Source organism: Psychrobacter raelei (assembly GCF_022631235.3).
Lineage (GTDB): Bacteria > Pseudomonadota > Gammaproteobacteria > Pseudomonadales > Moraxellaceae > Psychrobacter > Psychrobacter raelei.
In genome coordinates, this window is sequence record NZ_CP093310.2 from 491,770 (window position 1) to 514,230 (window position 22,461).

General features: G+C 44.5%; 16 protein-coding genes. 8 read left to right on the plus strand and 8 right to left on the minus strand.

Going from position 1 to position 22,461, the window contains the following annotated elements:
• Nucleotides 1-83: 83 nt before the first annotated feature.
• A complete protein-coding gene (gene recO, locus MN210_RS02035; protein ID WP_338412468.1) occupies nt 84-791 on the plus strand; it encodes a DNA repair protein RecO in 708 nt (235 codons plus the stop codon).
• Nucleotides 792-891: 100 nt separating this feature from the next.
• A complete protein-coding gene (pdxJ, locus tag MN210_RS02040) occupies nt 892-1,659 on the plus strand; it encodes a pyridoxine 5'-phosphate synthase (protein WP_241879052.1) in 768 nt (255 codons plus the stop codon).
• A gap of 53 nt (nt 1,660-1,712) precedes the next feature.
• Here pdxJ and MN210_RS02045 read toward each other — a convergent pair whose 3' ends face one another.
• Entirely contained in the window at nt 1,713-2,312 is a 600-nt protein-coding gene (locus MN210_RS02045; RefSeq protein ID WP_241879053.1) for a pilus assembly FimT family protein, read from the minus strand.
• A 485-nt stretch (nt 2,313-2,797) separates the two neighbouring features.
• Here MN210_RS02045 and MN210_RS02050 point away from each other — a divergent pair, with 485 nt between their 5' ends.
• From MN210_RS02050 to mscL, 3 genes are all read left to right on the plus strand, one after another.
• Nucleotides 2,798-4,009: an OmpA family protein gene (locus MN210_RS02050; protein ID WP_241879054.1), complete on the plus strand. Its 1,212-nt coding sequence runs from the start codon at nt 2,798-2,800 to the stop codon at nt 4,007-4,009.
• 200 nt (nt 4,010-4,209) lie between these two features.
• The gene (gene typA / locus MN210_RS02055; protein ID WP_011959668.1) at nt 4,210-6,057 is read left to right on the plus strand and encodes a translational GTPase TypA; all 1,848 of its coding nucleotides are present in this window, start codon (nt 4,210-4,212) and stop codon (nt 6,055-6,057) included.
• 340 nt (nt 6,058-6,397) lie between these two features.
• On the plus strand, nt 6,398-6,829 hold the full coding sequence (gene mscL / locus MN210_RS02060) for a large conductance mechanosensitive channel protein MscL (RefSeq protein ID WP_011959669.1): 432 nt from the start codon (nt 6,398-6,400) through the stop codon (nt 6,827-6,829).
• 102 nt (nt 6,830-6,931) lie between these two features.
• On the opposite strand, the gene mutM is transcribed toward mscL, so the two are convergent.
• The 5 genes from mutM to cysM form a co-directional block, all read right to left on the minus strand.
• Nucleotides 6,932-7,855 carry a bifunctional DNA-formamidopyrimidine glycosylase/DNA-(apurinic or apyrimidinic site) lyase gene (gene mutM, locus MN210_RS02065; protein WP_338412469.1) on the minus strand — a complete coding sequence of 308 codons (924 nt, stop codon included), beginning with the start codon at nt 7,853-7,855 and terminating at the stop codon, nt 6,932-6,934.
• A 2-nt stretch (nt 7,856-7,857) separates the two neighbouring features.
• Nucleotides 7,858-10,551 (minus strand): RelA/SpoT family protein, encoded by a 2,694-nt coding sequence (locus MN210_RS02070; protein WP_413775365.1) that lies wholly within the window; start codon nt 10,549-10,551, stop codon nt 7,858-7,860.
• Between the two features lie 243 nt (nt 10,552-10,794).
• Nucleotides 10,795-12,345 carry a 23S rRNA (uracil(1939)-C(5))-methyltransferase RlmD gene (rlmD, locus tag MN210_RS02075; protein ID WP_241879057.1) on the minus strand — a complete coding sequence of 517 codons (1,551 nt, stop codon included), beginning with the start codon at nt 12,343-12,345 and terminating at the stop codon, nt 10,795-10,797.
• A 251-nt stretch (nt 12,346-12,596) separates the two neighbouring features.
• A complete protein-coding gene (locus MN210_RS02080; RefSeq protein WP_338412470.1) occupies nt 12,597-13,406 on the minus strand; it encodes a 3'-5' exonuclease in 810 nt (269 codons plus the stop codon).
• A 121-nt stretch (nt 13,407-13,527) separates the two neighbouring features.
• Nucleotides 13,528-14,475 (minus strand): cysteine synthase CysM, encoded by a 948-nt coding sequence (gene cysM / locus MN210_RS02085; protein WP_110816076.1) that lies wholly within the window; start codon nt 14,473-14,475, stop codon nt 13,528-13,530.
• A 179-nt stretch (nt 14,476-14,654) separates the two neighbouring features.
• Here cysM and MN210_RS02090 point away from each other — a divergent pair, with 179 nt between their 5' ends.
• The 3 genes from MN210_RS02090 to MN210_RS02100 all read left to right on the plus strand — a co-directional run bounded on the left by MN210_RS02090 (nt 14,655) and on the right by MN210_RS02100 (nt 20,540).
• Complete coding sequence (locus MN210_RS02090) at nt 14,655-18,128, plus strand: histidine kinase dimerization/phospho-acceptor domain-containing protein (protein WP_338412471.1); 3,474 nt, start codon at nt 14,655-14,657, stop codon at nt 18,126-18,128.
• Between the two features lie 52 nt (nt 18,129-18,180).
• Nucleotides 18,181-19,008 (plus strand): crotonase/enoyl-CoA hydratase family protein, encoded by an 828-nt coding sequence (locus MN210_RS02095; RefSeq protein ID WP_338412472.1) that lies wholly within the window; start codon nt 18,181-18,183, stop codon nt 19,006-19,008.
• Between the two features lie 317 nt (nt 19,009-19,325).
• On the plus strand, nt 19,326-20,540 hold the full coding sequence (locus tag MN210_RS02100; RefSeq protein WP_110816079.1) for a multidrug effflux MFS transporter: 1,215 nt from the start codon (nt 19,326-19,328) through the stop codon (nt 20,538-20,540).
• Between the two features lie 178 nt (nt 20,541-20,718).
• On the opposite strand, the gene MN210_RS02105 is transcribed toward MN210_RS02100, so the two are convergent.
• Nucleotides 20,719-21,210, minus strand: a complete 492-nt coding sequence (locus MN210_RS02105; RefSeq protein WP_241879059.1) for a DUF2799 domain-containing protein — start codon at nt 21,208-21,210, stop codon at nt 20,719-20,721.
• Nucleotides 21,211-21,314: 104 nt separating this feature from the next.
• Entirely contained in the window at nt 21,315-22,421 is a 1,107-nt protein-coding gene (locus MN210_RS02110; RefSeq protein ID WP_338412473.1) for an RNA-guided endonuclease InsQ/TnpB family protein, read from the minus strand.
• Nucleotides 22,422-22,461 lie beyond the last annotated feature (40 nt).

Here is a 22,461-nt window from a genome sequence, read left to right on the forward strand (position 1 = left end):
GAGCCTGAGCCAAGTGGCGATCACTATCAAGACAGGTGCGTTAAGGGTGTGCTTAGTTAGTCAGTTTTTTGAGGATGACAGCCATGCGTAATGAACCCCTACAAGCGTATAGCTTACATCAGCGGCCCTTTCAAGAAAAACGCAGCATTTATTATCTGTTGACAAAAGAGCATGGTGTTTTGCATGGGGTGGCCAAAAAGGGTATCCCGCAGTTTGTGCCTTTAACGCTCTTTGCTAGCGGAAAAAAATCCTTAAAAACCCTGCAGCAAGTACACATTGCTGAGTCTGTGCCAAGTCTCATGGGTCAGCAGCAATATGCTGCTTTGTATGTGAATGAGATTACCCTTAAGCTCTTGCCCGTTGAAGACAGTGTGCCGATTATTTATGAGCAATATAGCCAGACCATGCGGCAATTACAGGGTGTACTTAGTAGAGATGACTTAAAGATGGTGCTGCGCGCCTACGAGCAGGTTTTATTTAATGAGCTAGGCTTTGCCATTGATTTGGATCAAGACTGTGATCAATACCCCATTGAGGCTGAGCCGCTATACCGTTTTGCCCCAGACAGGGGGTGGGTCAAGCAGCTTGAGTCTGATGAAAACTTAGACTGCGCTCATATCAAGGCATCATCTGCACTGCTAGGGCGATCTATTATCGCCATGCGCTCAGGAATAACCACCCATACTGTCAATGATTGGTCACAAATCCATCGCCAATTAATTGACCACCTTTTTGACTATCAGCCGCTGCAAAGTCGTATACTTTGGCAGCAGTTTTTTCGTTATCAATAAGTCACAGTTTCTCATATTGCCTGTACTTGCAAAAGGGTAAGTGTTAGGCAATAAAGGCATATTACAGCCACTTATTGCTTTTTTTATAGGGTGATATCTTATGACTACTCGTACTCAATCTACGGCATCTCGACCTTTATTAGGCGTTAATATTGATCATGTGGCCACTTTGCGTCAAGCACGCGGCGTGGCTTATCCTGATCCTGTTGAAGCTGCTTTATTGTGTGAAAAAGCAGGTGCTGATGGTATTACCTTGCATTTGCGAGAAGACAGACGTCACATTCAAGATGCCGATGTTTACCGCATGAGACCTTTGTTAACCACACGCATGAATTTAGAGATGGCCACTACCCAAGAGATGCTAAGCATTGCGTTAGAGGTCAAGCCGCAATGGGTCTGTTTGGTACCTGAAAAGCGTGAAGAGCTGACGACAGAAGGTGGCCTAGATGTCGCCGCTCAAGTAGATGGCCTAAAGCATTATGTGGCGTCTTTGCAACAAAATGGCACAAAAGTGTCTTTGTTTATAGACCCTGAGCCCATTCAAATTGATGCAGCTATTGCTTGTGGCGCTGATGCCATTGAGCTGCATACTGGCCAGTATTCAGAAGCCACGCTTACGAGTGAGCCGTCAACCCAAAAAGAGTTGCTGAGAATTCAGCAAGCCACAGCTTATGCTTTAGCCGCTAATGATAAATTAATTGTTAACGCAGGCCATGGCTTGACGCGAGATAACGTGGGTCCTATTGCTGCCATTGACGGTATTTACGAGTTGAACATAGGTCATGCCCTAATTGCAGACAGCGTATTTATGGGGCTTGAGAGCGCTGTCAAAGCCATGAAGCAGGCCATAGAAGCCGGTCATAAATGAACAGTACAGTAAGAATGGACTAAGACAAAAGTAGACAAAAAAAGAGCGATCCTTTATGGGCAGCCAGTCTTTTTAAAGCGATAAGGCTTGAATCGATGGTTGCCTTGTTGGTTTATTGATATCTGATACATGTTTTGCTTATTACCATTATTAGGACAGTACTTTATGTGACCAAAATGTCCGCGTGGTAATCCGCTATCACCAAAGAACTTAATATAGTGACGCCGCCCTGCATTAAGATACACCCGCCCATAATTTAAATTCAAAGCTTGCTTTAACAAGAGCTGATCTGCTTGCAAGTCAAATTTATGATTGTCATCACTGTCGCTAAAGACCAGTAAATAGTGAGCGGCTTGTTTGTGACACACTTGATGAATATCGGCCAAACACATCACTGTATTGGTGCGCTGGGTGAAGCTGTGAGCTTTAGCAACACGAAAAGTATTGATAATATCAGATCGTATCTTATGTGCTTCCCATCTTTGCTGAGCGGTAACAAAGGAGGGTAGGGCTATTGAGCTGATAGTGGCTAATATGAGCACTGAAATTATGGCCTCAATTAACGTGAAGCCGGATTGATAAATAGGCAGATTATTTGAAGCTTTTATAACATGATCAAAGCCATTTATCGAAGCATTCTTAAGATGGCTCATATGGCTTAGCCCTTTAATATATTGAGTTTTGAGCCAATCATAATTTAAGTCCATTATAATGCTAAGGTAATAGAATATATCCTATTGTCAAATTTTGTTACATTTGGTGAAAAACTTAGCGTTTAGGATAGAACTCTCGCACTTAATGTATTAGAATTGGTTTCAATGAATTGTGTATCACATTTAGTTGTATCTAATTACATATCATTTAATCACATCACTAGAACGTTTAGTTAAGTAATTATCATTTTCTTTTAGCAGTATTTTTTAGAAAAAATTACAATGTAACGGTGCGTTTTTTTGTGTGATTATCATGTGTACTAGATGGCTGGGTCACAAAAATATGTTGTAACTTATTTAATTTATATATAAGCTATTATGCGAAAGTATAAATTAGTATCCGGCTTTTCTTTGATAAGTTAGGGTATATATATTAGAGATATTAAGTGTTTTTTGCACACAAACCGTCCCTTTGGAGGAAGTTTATGAAACTTAACAAAATTAATCTAGCAATCCTAGCTGCTGCTGTTGCTGCACCAGTTATGGCTACTGCTGGTGTAACTGTAAGTCCACTATTACTGGGTTATCACTACAGTGAAGCTAACAAAACTCAAGAAAAACAAGGTGAGTTGTTCGGCGCACAAGGTAACGCCGGTGATTTTAAAAATGCTGACGACACCAAAGGTGGCGTAGCTCAAGAAGACGGTTTATACACTGGTGCCGCTATTGGTATCGAACTAACCCCTTCTACTCAGTTCCAAGTTGAATACGGTGTTTCTAACACTGATGCACAAATCGGCGACACCAAAGTTGGCGATATGGAACAAGAAATGATCTCTGGTAACTTCCTAGTGGGCTTTGATCAGTTCACAGGCTACCGTGACACAGCTTTCCGTCCATACGCTCTAATTGGTGCTGGTCAGTCTAAACTTAAATATGACAGCGACAACAGCAACCGTAAAGCAGAAACCAAAGACACTATCGGTAACCTAGGTCTAGGTGCTATGTATCGCATCAATGACGCATTAAGCCTACGTGGTGAAGCGCGTGCGATTCATAACTTCGACAACAACTGGTGGGAAGGTATGGCTCTTGCTGGTCTAGAAGTTGTTCTAGGCGGTCACTTAGCACCTGCAGTAGTAGCACCACCACAAGCCACCGTTGAACCAACTCCAGTTATCGTTGTTGAAGCAGACCAAGACAGCGACAATGATGGCGTAATCGACAGACTAGATCAGTGCCCTAACACGCCAGTTAACACCGTTGTTGACGAAAACGGCTGCCCAGTACAAGTTCAGATCGACGACGAACTGAAAATGGAACTACGTGTATTCTTCGATAACGACAAATCAGTTATCAAAGAGCAGTACAAACCAGAAATCGCTAAAGTAGCTGAAAAAATGCGTGAGTATCCAAACTCATCAGCTAGCATCGAAGGTCACGCTTCAAAAACTGGCCCATCAGCTCGCTACAACCAGCGTCTATCTGAAGCCCGTGCTATCGCTGTTAAGACAATGCTAACCAACGAATTTGGTGTTGCTCCTAACCGTCTAAGCACAGTTGGTTACGGTTATGACCGTCCAATCGCACCAAACGACACTGAAGAAGGTCGTGCAATGAACCGTCGTGTATATGCTGTTATCACTGGTAACAAAACCATGACTGTTGATCAAACTAAAGACATGAACGTTCAATAGAATCTTGTCTATGTTTTAGTAGTTATTTAAAAAAAAGCTGCCACATTGGTGGCTTTTTTTGTTTTATATTATGAGTAACCTCTTCATTTTTCTTAAAGCATTTTTAAAATCAGTTTATTAACTGTTATATAATAATGCTATACTGCAGCGGTGAAAAAGAGTTACTGGTTATTACCCGAAAAATATTGAGTCTTTAAAATATGTCTAACGAAATACAAAACTTACGCAATATCGCTATCATAGCGCACGTCGATCATGGTAAAACTACCTTAGTTGATAAACTATTACATCAATCTGGTACTTTTGGTGACCGTGCAAATATTGCGGAACGCGCAATGGATTCAGGCGCAATTGAGCAAGAACGTGGTATTACGATTCTTGCCAAGAACACAGCCATTAAATGGCAGCATCCCACAAATGGTATTGAATACCGCATTAATATTGTAGATACCCCAGGTCACGCCGATTTCGGTGGTGAAGTTGAGCGTGTTATGTCTATGGTTGACTGTGTACTATTGGTAGTAGATGCTATCGATGGCCCTATGCCACAAACTCGCTTCGTAACTCAAAAGGCATTCGAACAAGGTTTGAAGCCAATCGTTGTAATTAATAAAATTGACCGTCCAGGCTCACGTCCTGATTGGGTAATGGATCAAATATTCGATTTGTTTGACAATCTAGGTGCCACTGACGAACAGTTAGATTTCCATGTGGTTTATGCCTCAGCACTAAATGGTATCGCTGGTTTAAGTCCTGATAACCTTGCTGATGACATGACGCCATTATTTGAGACCATTGTTGATGTGGTAGAGCCACCTCAAGTGGATGCTGACGCACCATTTCGTATGCAAATCTCAAGCCTTGATTACAACAGCTTCGTTGGTGTAATTGGTATTGGTCGTATTGAGCGTGGTCGTATTTCAACCAACACACCAGTTACTGTGGTTGATAAAGACGGCAATACTCGTAACGGTCGTATTCTAAAAATCATGGGCTACCATGGTCTAGATCGTATTGATGTTGATGATGCTCAAGCTGGTGATATCGTATGTATTACAGGTATTGACGCGTTAAACATCTCAGATACCATCTGTGATCCTAGCCATGTAGAAGCATTACCACCATTAACCGTGGATGAGCCTACAGTTTCTATGACTTTCCAAGTCAACAACTCTCCATTTGCCGGTCGTGAAGGTAAATTTGTGACCTCACGTAATATTCGTGAGCGTTTAGAGCGTGAGTTGATTCATAACGTAGCATTACGTGTGGAAGATACTGAATCAGCTGAGAAGTTTAAAGTTTCTGGTCGTGGTGAGCTTCATTTATCTGTATTGATTGAAAACATGCGCCGTGAAGGTTTTGAGCTTGGTGTGTCTCGTCCAGAAGTTATCGTAAAAGAAGTAGACGGTAAACTACAAGAGCCCTATGAAAACGTTATTTTTGATGTAGAAGAACAGCATCAAGGTGCTATCATGGAGCAAGTAGGTCTACGTAAGGGCGAAATGACTGACATGCAATTAGACGGCAAAGGTCGTATGCGTATTGAAGCAGTTATGCCTGCTCGTGGCCTAATTGGCTTCCGCTCAGAGTTCTTAACCTTGACTTCAGGTACAGGTATTCTCACCTCAAGTTTCTCACATTACGGTCCACAAAAGATCGGTGAAGTGGGTGGCCGCACTAACGGTGTACTGGTTTCAATGGCGAACGGTGTTTGCTTAGGTTACGCACTATTTAACCTACAAAAACGCGGTAAACTATTTGCTGAACCTCAGCTTGAAGTTTATGAAGGTATGATTGTTGGTTTAAACTCACGCAGTGATGACATGGTAGTAAACCCAACCACGGCTAAACAGTTAACCAACGTACGTGCCAGTGGTACTGACGAAGCATTGACTTTGGTACCTGCTATTAAGTTTACCTTAGAGCAAGCACTTGAGTTTATTGAAGATGATGAATTGGTTGAAGTAACGCCAAAGTCTATTCGTTTACGTAAGAAATATTTGTCTGAAAGTGAGCGTAAGCGTCACGGCCGTAAAAAAGAGAAATAATTCAGTAACTTATCTGGGTTATTAAAAATGCATTAGTATAAAAGTGTGATTTGGTTTTATTTTTTGCGATAAAAATGAAGAAAAATTTTACATTTTGACTACTGAACCGCATTTTCAAAAGGTTAATATAGGCGCAATGTCTATGTTAACCTTTTTTTATTATGTATTAATAAACCTTAACATATAACAGTAACCAGTAAGATAACTCCGTCTGTCTTGATGGGTTTCTATTCAGTTTTAATCCCTATTTAAGTACTGCTTTTAAGCGCTAAGCACGTTAAGTGTGCTTACTATATTAGTCGGTGCTATTTTGTTTGCTTTATATTTTTGGAGAAAATTTATGAGTATGATGTCAGAGTTTAAAGAGTTTGCCCTAAAGGGTAATGTCATGGATTTGGCAGTGGGTGTGATCATTGGGGGTGCTTTTTCAGGCATCACAAATTCACTGGTTGAAGACATCATCATGCCGATCGTTGCATTTATCGCCGGTGGTGAACTAAACTTCAAGAACATGTTTATCTTATTAGGTGATGCGCCTGAAGGCGTGGCCATGACTTATGATGCGCTAAAAGAAGCCGGTGTTCCCTTATTGGCCTACGGTAGCTTCATCACAGTATTGATTAACTTCTTAATCTTAGCCTTCATTATCTTCATGATGGTTAAAGGCATGAACAAAATGCGTCGTAAGAATGAAGTGGAAGAGGTGGTTGAAGAGACTCCATCAGAAGAAGTGTTATTGCTACGTGAAATTAGCCAGAAACTAAGCAAATAGCACGCTTGTAGCTATCGTAACTTGATACAAGTTAGATGCCACATAAAAAGAGACTAACCTAGGTTAGTCTCTTTTTTTAATGTTAGGTGACTGTAAGCGAGATTAAGATGGCTCAGGCTGACAAGTGGGACAAAAGGTACTGGCGCGGCCGGTTATCACTACCTTATCAATACCAGCACCACAAGTCGGGCAAGGTGATTTATATTTGCCATAGACCAACAGTGTTTGCTGAAAGTATCCGGTTGTACCACTGGCTACGGTAAAGTCTTTTAAAGTTGAGCCACCTTGAGTGATTGACCGTTTTAAAATCTCTTTGATGTATTTTACCAGTTCAGCTAACTGCACTTTACTCAGCTGATCGGCAGGGGTGATAGGATGGATGCCTGATAAAAACAAACTCTCTGTGGCATAAATATTACCGACTCCGACCACAACTTCTTGATCCATAATCACCGCTTTGATAGGCCGACTAATGGGCTTTAACAGCGGTTTGTTATGACAACTGCGGATGGCATTCTCAGCGACTCTATGAATCTTATCAAACAGGTAGGCGCCTGAAAATTGGTCATCTAAGGGCTCTATACCTAGATGATCAAACAGTTTTTCGGCATAGTCATCGAACCATAAAATTGCCCCAAAGCGGCGAGGGTCATGATAGTGCAGCTGTATGGCTGGCTCTGTATCATCCGCTTTATATTGCATAATTAAATGATCGTGTTTGCGCTTGTCCGTGCCAACTGGGAATTGTTGCAGACTGCCTGACATACCTAGGTGGATGATTATCGACTTGGTATCAGGCATATTAGCTGTTTTAGCGCCACTTTGAGAGGGGAGGCGTTGAAATTGTAAAATTAAATACTTAGCACGGCGCTCTACTTGCTGCAAAGTATAGCCCTGTAAGCGATGAATATCATCTGGTACCGGCCAGCGCAATTTGGGCTGATACACGTCAACCTGCGCCACTTGTTTCTTGAGCAAAGGCTTAAGGCTGGTTTTAGTGGTTTCGACTTCAGGTAATTCAGGCATAACTAGATTGCTCTTCTGGCGTGTAAAATTCCAGGCTGCTGCTCAAGCTTGGCCAGTAGCTTTGATAACTGAGATAAGCCGGTGACCTCTAAGCGAAATTTTAGATGTGCCACGTTGTCATCATCGCTATTGGTATCCACGCCGCGAATATTGACATTCTCTTTGTCAATCACTTGGGTCAAATCTCTCAGTAAGCCCCGTCTGTCGTAAGCTTCGATAATAATCTCAACCGGCTGATAGCTGGTCTGCTGAGAGACCCAGGACGCTGAAATCTGACGTTCAGGCTCACGTTCAATTAAGCGGGCATATTCTGCACAGCCGCGGTTATGAATAGAGACGCCACTACTTTGGGTAATAAAGCCGGCAATAGGCTCGCCATATACTGGCTGGCAGCAATTGGCAAAGCGCATTTCGATATTATCTAGCCCATCAATATTGATCTTATACGCATCGAGCTTACCGGTGACTTTAGGATGTACGCTGGGCGCATAGTCTTGCTCTTCATTATCAATAACCAGATCAAGCTCACGGGAGATATGACCTGTTAACTGGTGTAGGCCAATTTCTCCGGTAACCAATCCTACCAAGATATCATCGGGGGAGTTGACGTTATTAAAATGTTTAACGTAATCTTTTAGGCTAATGCTGTTGGGGTGTACTGACAGACGAGTCAGCTCTTTGGCCAGCATTTGCTTACCAATATCGATGTTTTTGTCACGGTCTTGTTTGTTAAACCACTGGCGCAGTTTTGAGCGGGCACGACTGGTTTGGATATAGCCAAGTGAGGGCACTAACCAATCCCGATTGGGCTCACGGGAAGACTTGGTAATAATCTCCACCTGCTCACCGGTTTTGAGCTGATAGGTGAGTGGTACATAGCGCTGGTTAACCCGTGCTGCCTGAGCACGGTTACCCACTTGGGTATGCACATAGTAGGCAAAATCAAGCACGGTAGCGCCTTTAGGCAGCTCAGTAATGTCCCCATCTCGGCTAAACACATAAATATGCTCAAGCTCACCAAAGTCAACCAATTGCTCTTCTTCATCAAGCTCATGGTCAAACTCGTCAGTTAAGCCCTCATGTGGCCCTTTGTTAATCCCGTCTTGGATTAAATTTTTATTGGTGGTATCACTGCCAGCCAGTAACAGCTGGCGTAGTGAGTTGATTTTTTGACTCAAATAAGCATCTTGCTTGTTTTTGCCGCCCTCTTTGTAATTGACATGGGCGCACATACCCAGCTCAGCTTCAAAGTGCATCTGATGGGTACGTATTTGAATCTCTAGTGATTTGTTTTCGGCAATCACGGCTGTGTGTAGCGAGCGATAACCATTGGCTTTAGGGTTGGTAATATAGTCGTCAAATTGCTCAGGAATATGACGCCACATGCCATGTACTAGGCCTAAAGTATGGTAACACTCAGCTTGCGTGTCGACCAAAACGCGCAATGCACGGATGTCATAAAGCTGATGAAACGACAAGCCTTTTAATTTCATTTTGCGATAGATGGAGTAAATGTGCTTAACGCGGCCTGAAACCTCACCTTTAATGCCAGCTTCAGCCAAAGCCGCTTCTAGCTGAGCTTGGACTCGCTCAATGTATTCTTCACGCTCACTGCGTTTTTCGGACAGTAATTTGGCAATTTCTTTATAGCGCTCAGGCGCCAAATAACGGAAGGCTAAGTCCTCAAGCTCCCATTTAATCTGAGCAATACCTAAGCGATGTGCCAAAGGGGCATAGATGGTCATAACTTCCCGTGCCACACGCTGTCGACGCTCTTCACTGGCATAGGACAGCTCACGCATAGCAAAGGTACGTTCTGCAAGTTTAATGAGCACCACACGCACATCATTGGTCATTGAAATAAGCATGCTGTAAATATTTGACAGCTGCTCACGCTGATTATTAGCGAAGTGATCCTCTAAGCGTTTGTTGCTTTCTATGGTTTCTGACAACTGTCCCAAGGCCAGTGCATCTCTGACGAGTGTGGCGACTTCATTGCCGAATATCTCTTGAATACGCTCATGAGAAATCAGCTGGGTACGAGCCGCTCGATATAACATGGCTGCGGTGAGCGCATCTTCATCTTGGTAGAGGTAGGTTAAGATATCGGTCATGCCGATACCTGTCATATAGGCACTAGAGCGGTTGTCCTCTTCTCCTAGGCTAGACTTTGTGCCGATTAAATCACAGGCTTTGGCCAAATGAGGAAGTTCAGGAATATTAACCCGTAAAGACACCGCTTTTAGCCAAGCGGGCAGATCAATAATCGTATTATCAGCCAGCTTCTTATCTTTGCTTGGCTCATCAGTTGTGGGGGCTTCATTTTTGGCAGGGCTGTGCTGAGTTGACATACTACCGGGTATGCCTATCTCATTGGTAGCATTGTTATTATTGCTGTCATTATGACAATAGGTGAGGGTATCAAGCTGAAGTCGCTTGACTAAGGCGGCATCATTTAGAGGCAAATAATCCGCTTGTATTGAGCGATCCATAGCCGTCGTCAGCTTTGAGGTTGCTAACTGTTTTTTTAGATCTTCGTTGAGCATCTCAAAAGATAAGCGGCTGGGATTGTAATAGCCGTGCTGCTGCTGAGCAATCATTTGTGCAGCTAGGGAGGCACTATCTTCTGTTGTTGTCTGACCGTCAATAAGGGGCAACCCTTCACGAACTTTTACCAAGTAATCCTCCCTTAGCACACCACACCGGGGCTGACACAATGTCGCCCACTTCCAATGACCATGCGCTTACTGTTACCTAACTCTTATTTATTATTATCTTATTTACAGATAAAAATTCAAGCTTAGCTGTGTGAACTGTTGTGAACTAAAGGTAACATGAGCGCGGCCCATACTAAGGCAAAACCCAATTTGATAATAAAGGTTTTAATGCCTTAGCTTAGGCGCATTTGTCATATAAGATTAGGTTGAAAGTTCTAAACGCTAAACGGTTTGTAATTTTTCAAAACGTGCAATAGATTCTACATGACCTGTATGACAGAACATGTCCATTACGCCGGCATCTGTTAAACGGTAGCCTTGCTCAAGTAACGCCTTGGTATCCCGTGCTAAAGTGGCAGGATTACAAGACACATAAACAATGCGTGAGGCGTTAAAGCGGGGTAGATACTGCATAACCTCCCAAGCACCTGAGCGAGGCGGGTCAATCAAGATGGCATCAAAACCTTGCTGCGCCCAAGGCTGCTCGCTAAAGTCTTGAGTTAAGTCTTGATTATAAAACTCAGTGTTGTTAATGCCGTTGCGTTTGGCATTATCAGCGGCACGTGCTGTCATAGCATCTGAGCCTTCTACCCCAATGGCCAGACCTTGTGAGCCATCTTCACCGCCCACCAAACGGGCTAAAGGCAGACTAAAATTGCCTAGACCACTGAATAAATCAAGCACACGCTCACCAGGTTTTAAATCCAACAAGTCGCAAGCCAGCTTGGTCATCTTGCGATTAACCGATAAGTTAACTTGGGTAAAGTCGGTTGGAATAAACTCATAAGTTAAGTTAAATTCAGGTAATTGATAATACAAGCGGCCAAACTGCTCACTGACATCGTCTGTGTCATGTAGAGCAATACGTTCAATACTCTCCGGGCCTTTAGACTGCAAATATAGCTGCCAATTGCGTGCTTTAAAGAACGCCTTTAGCTGATCAATATCACTTTTAGATAGCGGCTCTAAATGACGTAAAATTAAGGCCACAGGTTGATTGCCATCTTTAAGCTCAGGGATGGCTTCACCCATCGCCAATTCAATCTGGGCAATGTGCGCCCGCGCCTCTAAACTGCTGATTAAGCTCTTGAGATTCTCAAGCTCAAAGCCAATGCGCTTATCAAGAATGTGACACTCGTTTAGCTCGGCTAAGAAGTTGCTATTACGTTCGCGAAAGCCGACCAAGGCGGTATCTTTTTTGGCCACATAACGCACACCCATACGCGCTTTGGTACGATAGCCTAGGCGATCAGCCACCACTGGCTGCAGCCAGTTATCGGGCTGGATATTGGCTTGGTGTTCAAGTAGCTCAGCCAATACCGTCTGTTTAAAGGCAATTTGGCCCTCAGGTTGCCAGTGCTGCAAGCTACAGCCGCCACAGGTCCCAAAGTGTGGGCAAGGCGGGGTTTGGCGCTCAGGATGAGGGTTAGCGATAAGCTCAACCGCATCGCCTTCTTCAAAGCTTTTGCGGCTGTTGGTCAAGCGTACCTTGACTGACTCATCGGGCAGGGCGAAGCTTACGAACACCTTTTTGCCATGTTTGTCTTCACTGTGGCCATCTTCTACGCCAAACTCATTGCCATAAATAGCCACACCACGTCCGTCATGGGATAAGCCGTCAATTTTGAAGGCAAGAGGTGGCGCATCTTTTAGGCGACGACGCACACGCGAGCTGGGCTTAGAGAGCTTCTTGCTCGGTGCTGCGGCCAATGACGCATGGTCAGCGCTACTGTTGGCTTTAGAAGAAATGTTGTTGGTATCGGTGGGCTGCATAAACCTGCCTATCTGTTAAATGTGCTGAAAAATAAGGGGGTGAACTGTGGGGGTGATTTTAACACATAAACGCATAACCCGAGGCCGCAGTATTATCAATAATCACAACTGTGTTTACCTCGCATAGAACGAAAAAGCGCTTAACAATGATTAAAAAGTCAGCACTCAGGGCATAAAACGTCATTTAGCCATGCGCTGTCAGTGTAGAAATGAGCTTAGTTTTACGATAGATAATTAACAACTAAGAAGAGTTACCGTTGCCAGTGATCCAAAAACAGCTGATGCTGAACCTGATTGTTATCATCGAGCTTTTTGGTCAGATAATCCCGAGTCTGCGCCTGCCACATATCAAAGTCGCTAGAGGATAAGACACCAGTTAAGCGCAGCCAGCGCAGATAAATAAGCCAAGTATTTAGCAAATCAGACTCACAGTACAGGCTCAGCTCACGCCACTGACTATCAGCGACCATTTGCGCCACTTGGCTGGCTTTTACGGCCATTTTTCCTGGTAGACCATATAGGCTAGTAACAATAGTCATGGACTCTCGGCGACTGCCACCATATTGACTAAAGCGGTCCATCAAGTCCAAATGCCGAGTGTGAAAGCGATTGACGTAATTATCATAACGCATATTAGTGATGCGATGACCTTCTTCGAACAACAGCGGTACGCTTAAGTCATATTGCATGGCCCGATAAATGAGTACAGGAATATCAAAAGCTGAACCATTCCAGCTCACCAGTTGTGGCAAGCTATTTAGGTCTTTAAAAGCACGAAAGAAGGTGGATATAATCTCTTTTTCGCTTAAAGTATCTGCGGTCAATGAAAACAAAGAGAACTGGCCATCTTTGATATACAACACAGAGATACAGACAATTTTTTGAAGCGGCAGGCGCATAAAGTCATGTCCTGCTTCTTGGAGTCGTAGGCTGGTGAGCGCTGTTAAGGTATCGTCATCATTGAGTTTGGCCAGCTGCGGATACACCCGGCGTGCCCCTTCAATATCTGCCACAGTTTCAATATCAAACACCAAAACGGGGGTTTTAGAAAAGTCGGGCATGGCAGTTCACCTATTTTTTTAAGAGAGCCGTTCAAGCTGTCTTTGATATACAAGGGCACATCGAGCAAAGATGATATGAAAGTGGCTAAAGCACAATAAGCTAAAGCAATATAAACCACAGCTATTGGGCGGTAAATAACCCAGTAGATAAGTATCGATCACCACGGTCACAGACGATGAAGGCAATCACAGCGTCTGGCTGAGTGTCTTTAATCTCTTTGGCCACTTGTAGCGCTGCCCAAGCGGCTGCACCTGAAGAAACCCCAGCTAGAATGCCTTCGGTGCGTGCTAATTTGCGCATGTACTCTTCTGCAGTATGTTGGCTGATGTCTATGGTGCGATCAATCACTGTGGGGTCATAGATGGCTGGTCTGTATTCCTCAGGCCAGCGGCGAATACCGGCAATGGCAGAGTCTGCATCGGGCTGTAAACCAATAACTTGGATATCTGGGTTTTGCTCTTTGAGATATTTACCGGTGCCTGATATGGTTCCTGTGGTACCCATTGAGCTGATAAAGTGGGTGATACGTCCGCCAGTTTGACGCCACAGCTCAGGTCCTGTGGTTTGGTAGTGAGCAGCGCTGTTATCTGGGTTGGCGAATTGGTTTAAGACGATGCCTTTGCCCTCAGCCTGTAGCTGCAAAGCTTGGTCACGAGCGGCTTCAATACCTTCGTCCACTTCAATTAAAGTGGCGCCATAAGCGGCCATGGCATCTTTGCGCTCTTGGGTGGAGTTGGTGGGCATCAACAAAATCATTTTATAGCCACGCATGGCAGCTACCATCGCCAAAGCAATACCAGTATTGCCACTGGTGGCCTCAATTAACGTATCACCTGGCTTAATTTCACCACGTTTTTCGGCCTGTAAAATCATATTAAAGGCAGGGCGGTCTTTTACTGAGCTGGCAGGGTTGTTGCCTTCAAGCTTGGCCAAAACTTGTACCGAAGTATCTATCCCTTCAAGCTTGGGTAGACGCTGTAGTGCAACTAAAGGCGTGTTGCCTAAGCAGTCTGATAAAGTGGTGACTTGTTGGATAAAGTTCACAGAATTTTGCGACGTATTTGACATAAAGGCCCTCAGTACAAATTGGCGGTAGGTATTGTATGATGATAAGTGCAAAAGATTATAACATTTTGCGCCCTCTCAGGTTATCTGCAATACGTTGAAAACCTGTTACACTTAATCTAGCGGCGCTCTTGGCGCTTATTCTTTCTTGGTTTATTGCCCTCAAAATAGCCTTATTCTTTATGCGAAAAAAAATAATCGATTTTAGCAGTGCTTATGCTCAGCTTATTTTGCTGGTGTTTTTGCCGATAGTTATTCTTGCTGCGGTGGGGGCGTATTTAGTCCAAAAAGAGTCCAGCAAAGCCATTAAATCTGAGCAGCACACACTGGCGACTGCCGCTTTAATTCGCTATGAACCCATGGTAAAACAACTGCTGCCAGTTATTCTTAGCAATCAAAGCCTAACTGAGCAGCAAGTAGCCCCTCAACATTCAAGCCGTCAAGCCAATGAGGGGCCATCTACTTGGCAAGTGGATACGGAAGCTGCTTCTGACAAAGTGCTGCCAAAGCCGGCGGCGCAAATACAAAGCACAGGGGATAGGGCCGCGGATGCTGTCGTTAAGATGACTTTGCCCGATGAGCTGATTGATGCGAAAGCCATGGCCGATGAGCCTGAGGTTGAGCAAAGCCTAAAATCACTAGATGATGTAAAAAAGCGGATTGGCTTTATTTTATCTTCTATGAATAACAATCAGCACGTGCAGCGTGTGGCAATCATTGATTCTAATGGCAAGGTGTTGGCAGCGTCGGGCGATATCAGCACCACCTCTTGGGAGCAGATGAGTCAGCAATACAAGGCCGATCAGCAAGGCTTTATTTCAGGTATCCCGACTGAGATTGGCACAGCGTACGGCCGCTCACTGGGCAATTATGAAGGCATGCAGTATTGGCTATTTGTTGATATGGACAATGAGCCCTTGACCATTGCTCGGCTGAAGGTGTGGCTAGGGCTGGGTATTACCGGATTATTCACTTTATTAATGCTGCTGCTGAGCTTAAATATCTATGCCAAGCGCTGGATTGCCCCTATTTATGATTTAAGACTGCATTTGCAGCAAATCACTCCTGAGAACATGTATCTGCCAGTCAATACCCAGTCAAGTGGCGAGCTCAACCAGTTGCAACAAGATCTGCTCAAGACATTGCGCCGCTTATATGGCGACTTTCAAGAGCTCAAGGATCACTCAGATCAGACTGAAGATGACTTACGAGATGCCTTTGATGAGATGGAAATGCAAAACATCTTTATTCGTGAAGCACGCGATCAGGCCATCTCCAGTAGCCAAGCCAAATCGGCGTTTTTGGCCAATATTAGCCATGAGCTGCGCACGCCGCTCAACAGTATTGATGGCTTTATTAACCTATTGGCTCGACATGGCGATCTGACGGCTGAGCAGGATTTGTATGTGCAGACCATTCGTAAATCCTCTGCACATCTATTGGCACTCGTGAATGATGTCTTAGATTTCTCAAAGATTGAGGCCGGCAAGCTGGTGCTAGATAAACATGAGTTTAGCTTATATTCTGCCATTTATGATGTGATGGATATGCTCTCGCCGCTGGCTGCTGAAAAAGGCCTGCGCATGGCAGTGCTCTACTACAATGATGTACCCAATACCATCATTGGGGATGCACTACGGGTCAAGCAGGTACTAACCAACTTAGTGGGTAACGCTATTAAATTCACTGATGTGGGTGAAGTGGTGGTGCGAGTCGGCATCGATGAGATTGAAGATGCCAGCGTGATTGAAGCCAGTGGACAGGCAGAAGACGAGGCCAAGAGTCATCATGCCAAAGTGGCCACTGACAAAGACAACAGCGGTAGCATGATACATATTGCGATACAAGACACTGGACATGGATTATCTGAAAAAGCCAAAAGCCAGTTGTTCAAAAGCTTTAGCCAAGGCGACCCATCCATTACCCGTCAATATGGCGGCACGGGTCTAGGGCTGGTGATTTCCAAACAATTAACCAAGCTTATGGGCGGTAAAATTGGTTTTTATGACAATGATAACAATGCCGCCCAGTCGCAATTGGTGCTACCTGAGCCAGGTTTATCGGCAGGATCGGTGAATAAGAACCCGATGAGAACCGGCGCAACCTTCTGGTTTAGTATTCCCTCTTATGTCGATATAGATGAGTTATCTGACCAAGAGTTTGGCGTCGGCTATGAGCAAGAATTGACCGATGAGCAGCTCCAGCTCCCCATGTTACGCCCGTTCGCACAAACTCAAGGTGATGATGACAAACCCTTTGATATGCTGGTATGGATTAACCATCCTTCTAGTATTCAAGTGTTTATGGCGGCAGTGCGGCCGCTCAATATCAATGTGACCATGGCACGCTCTTTGGCCGGTGCTCTTGAGAAGTTAAAAGAGGAGGGCAACCGCTGGGATTGGGTGGTGATTGATGGCGGTGAGAGTGAAACTCGTGAAGATCGGGCCGCATTATTAAAGCAAATCCGTCTGCATTATCAAGGTAAGCTGGCCATTTATGGCTATCAAGTGGCGCTAGATGCCACGTTGCTTGAGCGTTACAAGGCGATGGGGCTGTATCAGCCGCTAGATAAGCGCCAGTTATATAGCATGTTAGACACCCGCACTACCAATGTCTCAACCTTGGTGGCCCCTCCAACTTGGCAAGGAGTGACCATCTTGGCTGTCGACGATCATCTGCCCAATTTACTGGTATTAGATGCCTTGTTAAGCGAGCTGGGTATTAAGGTGATTACCGCCAACAGTGGTTATGATGCCGTAGAGATTATTGGCAAGCAGCTCATGTATGACACTTACGACAGTAAGCAGGCAGCCGCCTTAGAGGATAAGGCGACAGGCGCAACCCCAAAAGACGCTCAAAGCTCAAGCTTGCCCGTACAGCCTACTACCATTGATTTGGTATTTATGGATGTACAAATGCCGCGCATGTCAGGCGATGAGGCAGCAAAAAAGATTCGTCAGTTGGAGGCCGATGCGCAAAAAGAGCATAAAAATTACCACAAACGCTTGCCTATTATTGCGCTAACGGCGCATGGCTTGGCCGATGGTAAAGACAAGTTTATTGCCGCTGGTATTGATGATTATGTGGGCAAGCCCATTAGTCGCCCGCAGCTATTACAAATTCTGCAGCGCTGGCTGGGGCGGGGTGCTGAGGCCGCAAATCCGGCCTTAAAGCCTGAGCCTAACTTGGCACAAAAACAAAAGCAAGATGAGCATGAGCAGGTGCAAGATGAGTTACTTATTGTGGACTGGAAGGATGCGCTCATGCGCTCGGCCAATAAGCCGGACTTGGCCAAGCAGCTGCTACATATGATGCAAGATTCTGTCGCCGATGAGCTACAAGCCTTGCAGCAAGCGTGGGAAGATAGAGACCGTGAGCAATTGGCACAGATTGCCCATCGTATCTTAGGCGCCAGTCGTTACTCTGGGGTACCGCAAATCCGTCAAGCTAGCCAAGATTTAGAAGACAAATGCCTGCTTAATGTGCAGCATACCATACCGTCGCAATTTGCAATGCTTGAGGAGTACTATACAGTCCTTATTTCTAGCCTAAAAATGTTGCAAGCTTTGGATTTAGATGCTTATATTACTCAGCAGATGCAAGAAAGTGATGAGAAAGCATTAAGTGAAAATGATATGACTTGGAAAATGATCTAACCCTATAAAGTTAACGGAACTGACCTTAACTAATCCTAAGCAGAGAGCTAATATGTCATCTTTATTCAGTCAAAAATTAAATGAAAAATACACCACATTGGCGTTAAGTGAGGCCGATGAGGTGTTGACCGTCTCGCTCAATCGCCCGGACAAAAAAAACGCCATGAGCCTGCGTATGATGCGTGAGCTTATCGATGTGGCTGAGCGCCTAAAAAAAGACCGTAGCATCCGTTCAGTGATTATCAACGGGGCAGGTGATAGCTTTTGTGCTGGGATTGATCTTAGTGACTTAAACAATCCCAAAAATGCCATGATGGGCTTGTATGAGCTGCTAAAGCCTACCCAAAGTATCTTTCAAAGAGTATGTTTAATATGGCGTGAAGTGCCAGTGCCGGTGATTGTGGTTACCCAAGGTTATTGTATTGGGGCAGGCATGCAACTGGCTTTAGCCTGTGATTTTCGTATCTCCACCCCCGATTGTCAGTTTGCAATTATGGAGGCCAAATGGGGCTTAGTGCCCGACATGGGATTGACTCAGTCAGCCCTTCATGTGTTGCCAGTAGATGTCCTAAAAGAGCTGACCATGACCGCGCGCTTAATTGATGCCAATCAAGCTGAGCAGCTGCACTTAGTCACTCACATTGACGATACTCCTTATGAGCGTGCGCACGCTTTGGCCACAGAGATTGCCACCCGTTCACCTGATGCCGTATTGGCCAGTAAACGGGTCATTAATCAGATGACCAAACAAAGCTTTTGTGCTTTGTATCAAGAAAAAATGTGGCAACTTAAGCTGATGGGCGGGGGCAAAAACCGTAAATTAGCGATAAAAAAAGCCAAAGACAATAGTGTGCAGTTTTTAAAGCGTCAATTTAGTTAGGGGCGACATAGCCGGTAGTGAGCACTGCGTTATTTTTAAAATAAAAGCCCAGTCATGAGCCCAGTAAGCGATAAAACCTACTGGGCTTTTTGGTTTTTAAAGGTTAATTTTACAGCGGGGGTGAACATCACTTTGTAGTTCGGTAAGCATGCGTAAATTTCGTTGACTATATAAAGGATAAGAGTAGGCTACCTGTGTTAAATTGGGTATCATCATAAGGTTGCTTTTTGATATTGGTGATATCAAGTGTATTAATAACATCACAATAAAATAAATAGGTAATACCTATATTAAACCTTTAGCTCTGTGTGAGATTTATGTCAAATACTCAAAATTCTACGCCAAAACTGCCTGTAGCATGGATTATGATGCTGGGGCTTATCGTGGCCATCGGCCCATTATCTATCGACATGTACCTACCTGCGCTGCCAACAATGGCTGAGGATTTTGGGGTCAGTACCGCTCAGATTTCAAACTCAGTACCGGCATATTTTGCCGGCTTGGTCTTCGGCCAGCTGATATATGGGCCGTTAAGTGACCGCGTTGGCCGAGTCAAGCCGCTGTATTTTGGTATGACCTTGTATGTCATTGCTTCGCTGATTTGTGCCACCACCGACAGTCAATATGTGCTGTTTGCAGCGCGCACCTTGCAAGCTTTAGGGGCGTGTGTTGGGGCGGTGGTTACCCGAGCCGCCATTCGTGATACCTTGCCGCCCAAACAAATGGCCAAAGCCTTCTCTATTATGGTATTGGTGATGGGACTGGCGCCAATTTTAGCGCCTTCACTGGGTGCCGCATTTTTACGCTTTTTTGATTGGCATGTGATTTTTTGGTTCTTGGCAGGTTTTGGGGTACTAAACTTGCTGCTGACCAAGTTCTTTTTTAAAGAAACCTTGACTGAAGAAAACCGAAATTACAAACCTTTGAATACCATTTTAAGTCAATATCTAGACTTACTAAAAGATCCCTCTTTTGGGTTTCCGGCTATTGGTGCCGGTCTATTAATGGGCTCAATGTTTGTTTATATCAGTGCAGCGCCCGAGCTATTAATGGATGGCTATGGGCTAACGGAGAGCCAGTTTAGTTTAATATTTGGTATGAATGCCGCAGGTTTTGTGGCACTCACTCAGGTGAACCAGTTTTTAACCAATAGGTTTCGTCTGATTAGCTTACTGCGTTTTGGGGCAGTTATGCAGGCAGTTGCTGCGATAGGACTGTTGTTGTTAGGTGTGATTTATGGTGCAGAGGCTTGGTTGCCATTGGTACTTATCTGTATTTTCTTCTGTATTGCCGGTTTGGGGTTAACTCAGCCGAATGCCTCAGCAATTGCCTTGGCGTTTCAAAAACACCGCGCCGGTATGGCCAGTGCCTTACAAGGCTCATTAATGTTTTGTGTGGGTATTTTTGGCGGCTTATTGCTCAACTTATTTCCGGTAAACCCTGTGTTTAAGCTTGGGGCCACCATGTCAATCTTAATGTGTTTGGGCACCTTTTTGATTTATCGCATGGATAAGAATTTAAACCTAGAGTAGAGGTAAGACACGGGGTCACGCCAGCAACATGCAGCCATCAGCAGCTGCTTTGACGCAAAAAATACGTTTTGTAGATAGCGCCTAAATTGGCGGTACTATGGGCCGCAAAGACTACCCACCATCACCGTTTGGCTTGGTGGGAGTTGCCCAGAGTACGCATCAACAGTGCGTTGACGTATCACCAGCCTGGACGCCAAAAAGGACTGCGCCAGCTATAAGGTGAAGCGTAGCCATAACGCCCGTAGCCCCAAGGATAAGGCGCACTCAAGTACTCCATATCCCGTTGACGCAGATAATAGTAGCGACCCTGATTATAAGCCTCTTCTAGTTTTTCTATGTTCTCAAGCGGACAAACAGGCTGCCAAGCATAACCCTCACGGCCAAGCTTATAAGCATTAAGCTCGGTACAAAACTGCTTTAAGCCTTGCTGACGACCTTGCTCCCACAACTCGCGGTTTGGTGCACTATTGGCCACCGGACTACAGTTTTCAATATGCCTACCGAAATAGGCGCCCGAGCGACCAGCCAGCCCGTCAGCATAGCCAATATCTTGCCAGTTGCCTGCCTGACACTGCTGCGGCGATAGTGCTTGGGTAGTCGCGCAACCAGACAGCACAACCATAGCCGTACCGAATACGGTGGTCAGTAACGTGGTTTGCAAAAAAGTCATCTTATTGCTCCTTAAAAAAAGCCATTACTTATAGTGCCACGTTATTCACTTATCGGCTATTGTGCTTCTGTTATTATAAAGATGATGTTGACTTCCTCCCCTCCCTAAAGTGAGGGGATTCCTTCTACAAGACGGTCAAGCCCGACCGCAAGGATGTTTTTAGCAGCATTGATATCTCTATCATGCCATGTGCCACACTCAGCACACCTCCATCCTCTTATTCCAAGACCTGCTCTACCGCTTAAGCTACTGTCACTTATTTTAAGGCAGCACGAGCAGGTCTGGGTAGTGTAACTCTCATTTACCATCTCAAACTGACAACCTGCATGCTTGCATTTGTATTCCAGTTGTCTTTTGAGTTCAAACCAACCTGCATCGTATGTCGATTTAGCCAGTTTGATCATCGAATTGGTAAATGAGCGTGATTTAACATCACCAACCACTATCAAAGCATTGCCCTGCACAAGCTTGGTGGTGAATTTATGAGTTAAGTCTAATCTTGTGTTTTTGATTTTGGCGTGGATTGCTTTGACACGTTTTTTATTATTAGCACGCTGGGCTACTGCTAATTTATTCGCCCACTTTTGCGTTTGTTTAGTTGTCAGCTTATCACCGTTTGATGTGGTAGCAGATTCCTTTAAGCCTAAGTCAATACCAACGCTGCCTTTGCCACTTACTTGTCTAGGAAAATCTTTGACGGTAATACAGGCATACCAACGATTACGGCTGTCTTGCACTATCTCAAGCGTGTTGATTTGATATAGACTTAGATTATAGCTATCAAATACGTCTATGATTACCTTTTGACCTTTACAGAGCGATAGCTGTATGGTTGATTTAAGTGTTTTCTTCCCCGTTTGTCTGGTATGTAGATACTTGATGGCAGATTTTTTAAAAGGAATCCAGCCTAAACTTTTTCGCTTGGCATCGGGACGATTGGTTCGCCAATTTAGTTTGGCTTTTTTAAATTGCTTACGAGATTTGGCGTGAGTTTCGTTAATGGCTTGCAACGTTTGCGAGTGCAAGCCTAAATACTCACCACTACCTTTGGTGTATTCATTAAGGTCGTAGGCTGAAAAGAATTTACCAGTCTTTTGTAGGTGTTTGTAACTTACGTCATTAACATAGTTCCACGCATAGTTAACACTACCAGCTATTTTGTTTAGCTGGTTTACGTGTTTGTCTTTGATGCGTAGCTTGAGTGTTTTCATAGGGTTAGTATGGCGAGGTTAATTTTAACTTGCAATACTT

Coding starts and splice junctions, on each gene's coding strand:
- recO (WP_338412468.1), top strand. CDS start 84: ATGCGTAATGAACCCCTACAAGCGTATAGCTTACATCAGCGGCCCTTT.
- pdxJ (WP_241879052.1), top strand. CDS start 892: ATGACTACTCGTACTCAATCTACGGCATCTCGACCTTTATTAGGCGTT.
- MN210_RS02045 (WP_241879053.1), bottom strand. CDS start 2,312: ATGAGCCATCTTAAGAATGCTTCGATAAATGGCTTTGATCATGTTATA.
- MN210_RS02050 (WP_241879054.1), top strand. CDS start 2,798: ATGAAACTTAACAAAATTAATCTAGCAATCCTAGCTGCTGCTGTTGCT.
- typA (WP_011959668.1), top strand. CDS start 4,210: ATGTCTAACGAAATACAAAACTTACGCAATATCGCTATCATAGCGCAC.
- mscL (WP_011959669.1), top strand. CDS start 6,398: ATGAGTATGATGTCAGAGTTTAAAGAGTTTGCCCTAAAGGGTAATGTC.
- mutM (WP_338412469.1), bottom strand. CDS start 7,855: ATGCCTGAATTACCTGAAGTCGAAACCACTAAAACCAGCCTTAAGCCT.
- rlmD (WP_241879057.1), bottom strand. CDS start 12,345: ATGCAGCCCACCGATACCAACAACATTTCTTCTAAAGCCAACAGTAGC.
- MN210_RS02080 (WP_338412470.1), bottom strand. CDS start 13,406: ATGCCCGACTTTTCTAAAACCCCCGTTTTGGTGTTTGATATTGAAACT.
- cysM (WP_110816076.1), bottom strand. CDS start 14,475: ATGTCAAATACGTCGCAAAATTCTGTGAACTTTATCCAACAAGTCACC.
- MN210_RS02090 (WP_338412471.1), top strand. CDS start 14,655: ATGCGAAAAAAAATAATCGATTTTAGCAGTGCTTATGCTCAGCTTATT.
- MN210_RS02095 (WP_338412472.1), top strand. CDS start 18,181: ATGTCATCTTTATTCAGTCAAAAATTAAATGAAAAATACACCACATTG.
- MN210_RS02100 (WP_110816079.1), top strand. CDS start 19,326: ATGTCAAATACTCAAAATTCTACGCCAAAACTGCCTGTAGCATGGATT.
- MN210_RS02105 (WP_241879059.1), bottom strand. CDS start 21,210: ATGACTTTTTTGCAAACCACGTTACTGACCACCGTATTCGGTACGGCT.
- MN210_RS02110 (WP_338412473.1), bottom strand. CDS start 22,421: ATGAAAACACTCAAGCTACGCATCAAAGACAAACACGTAAACCAGCTA.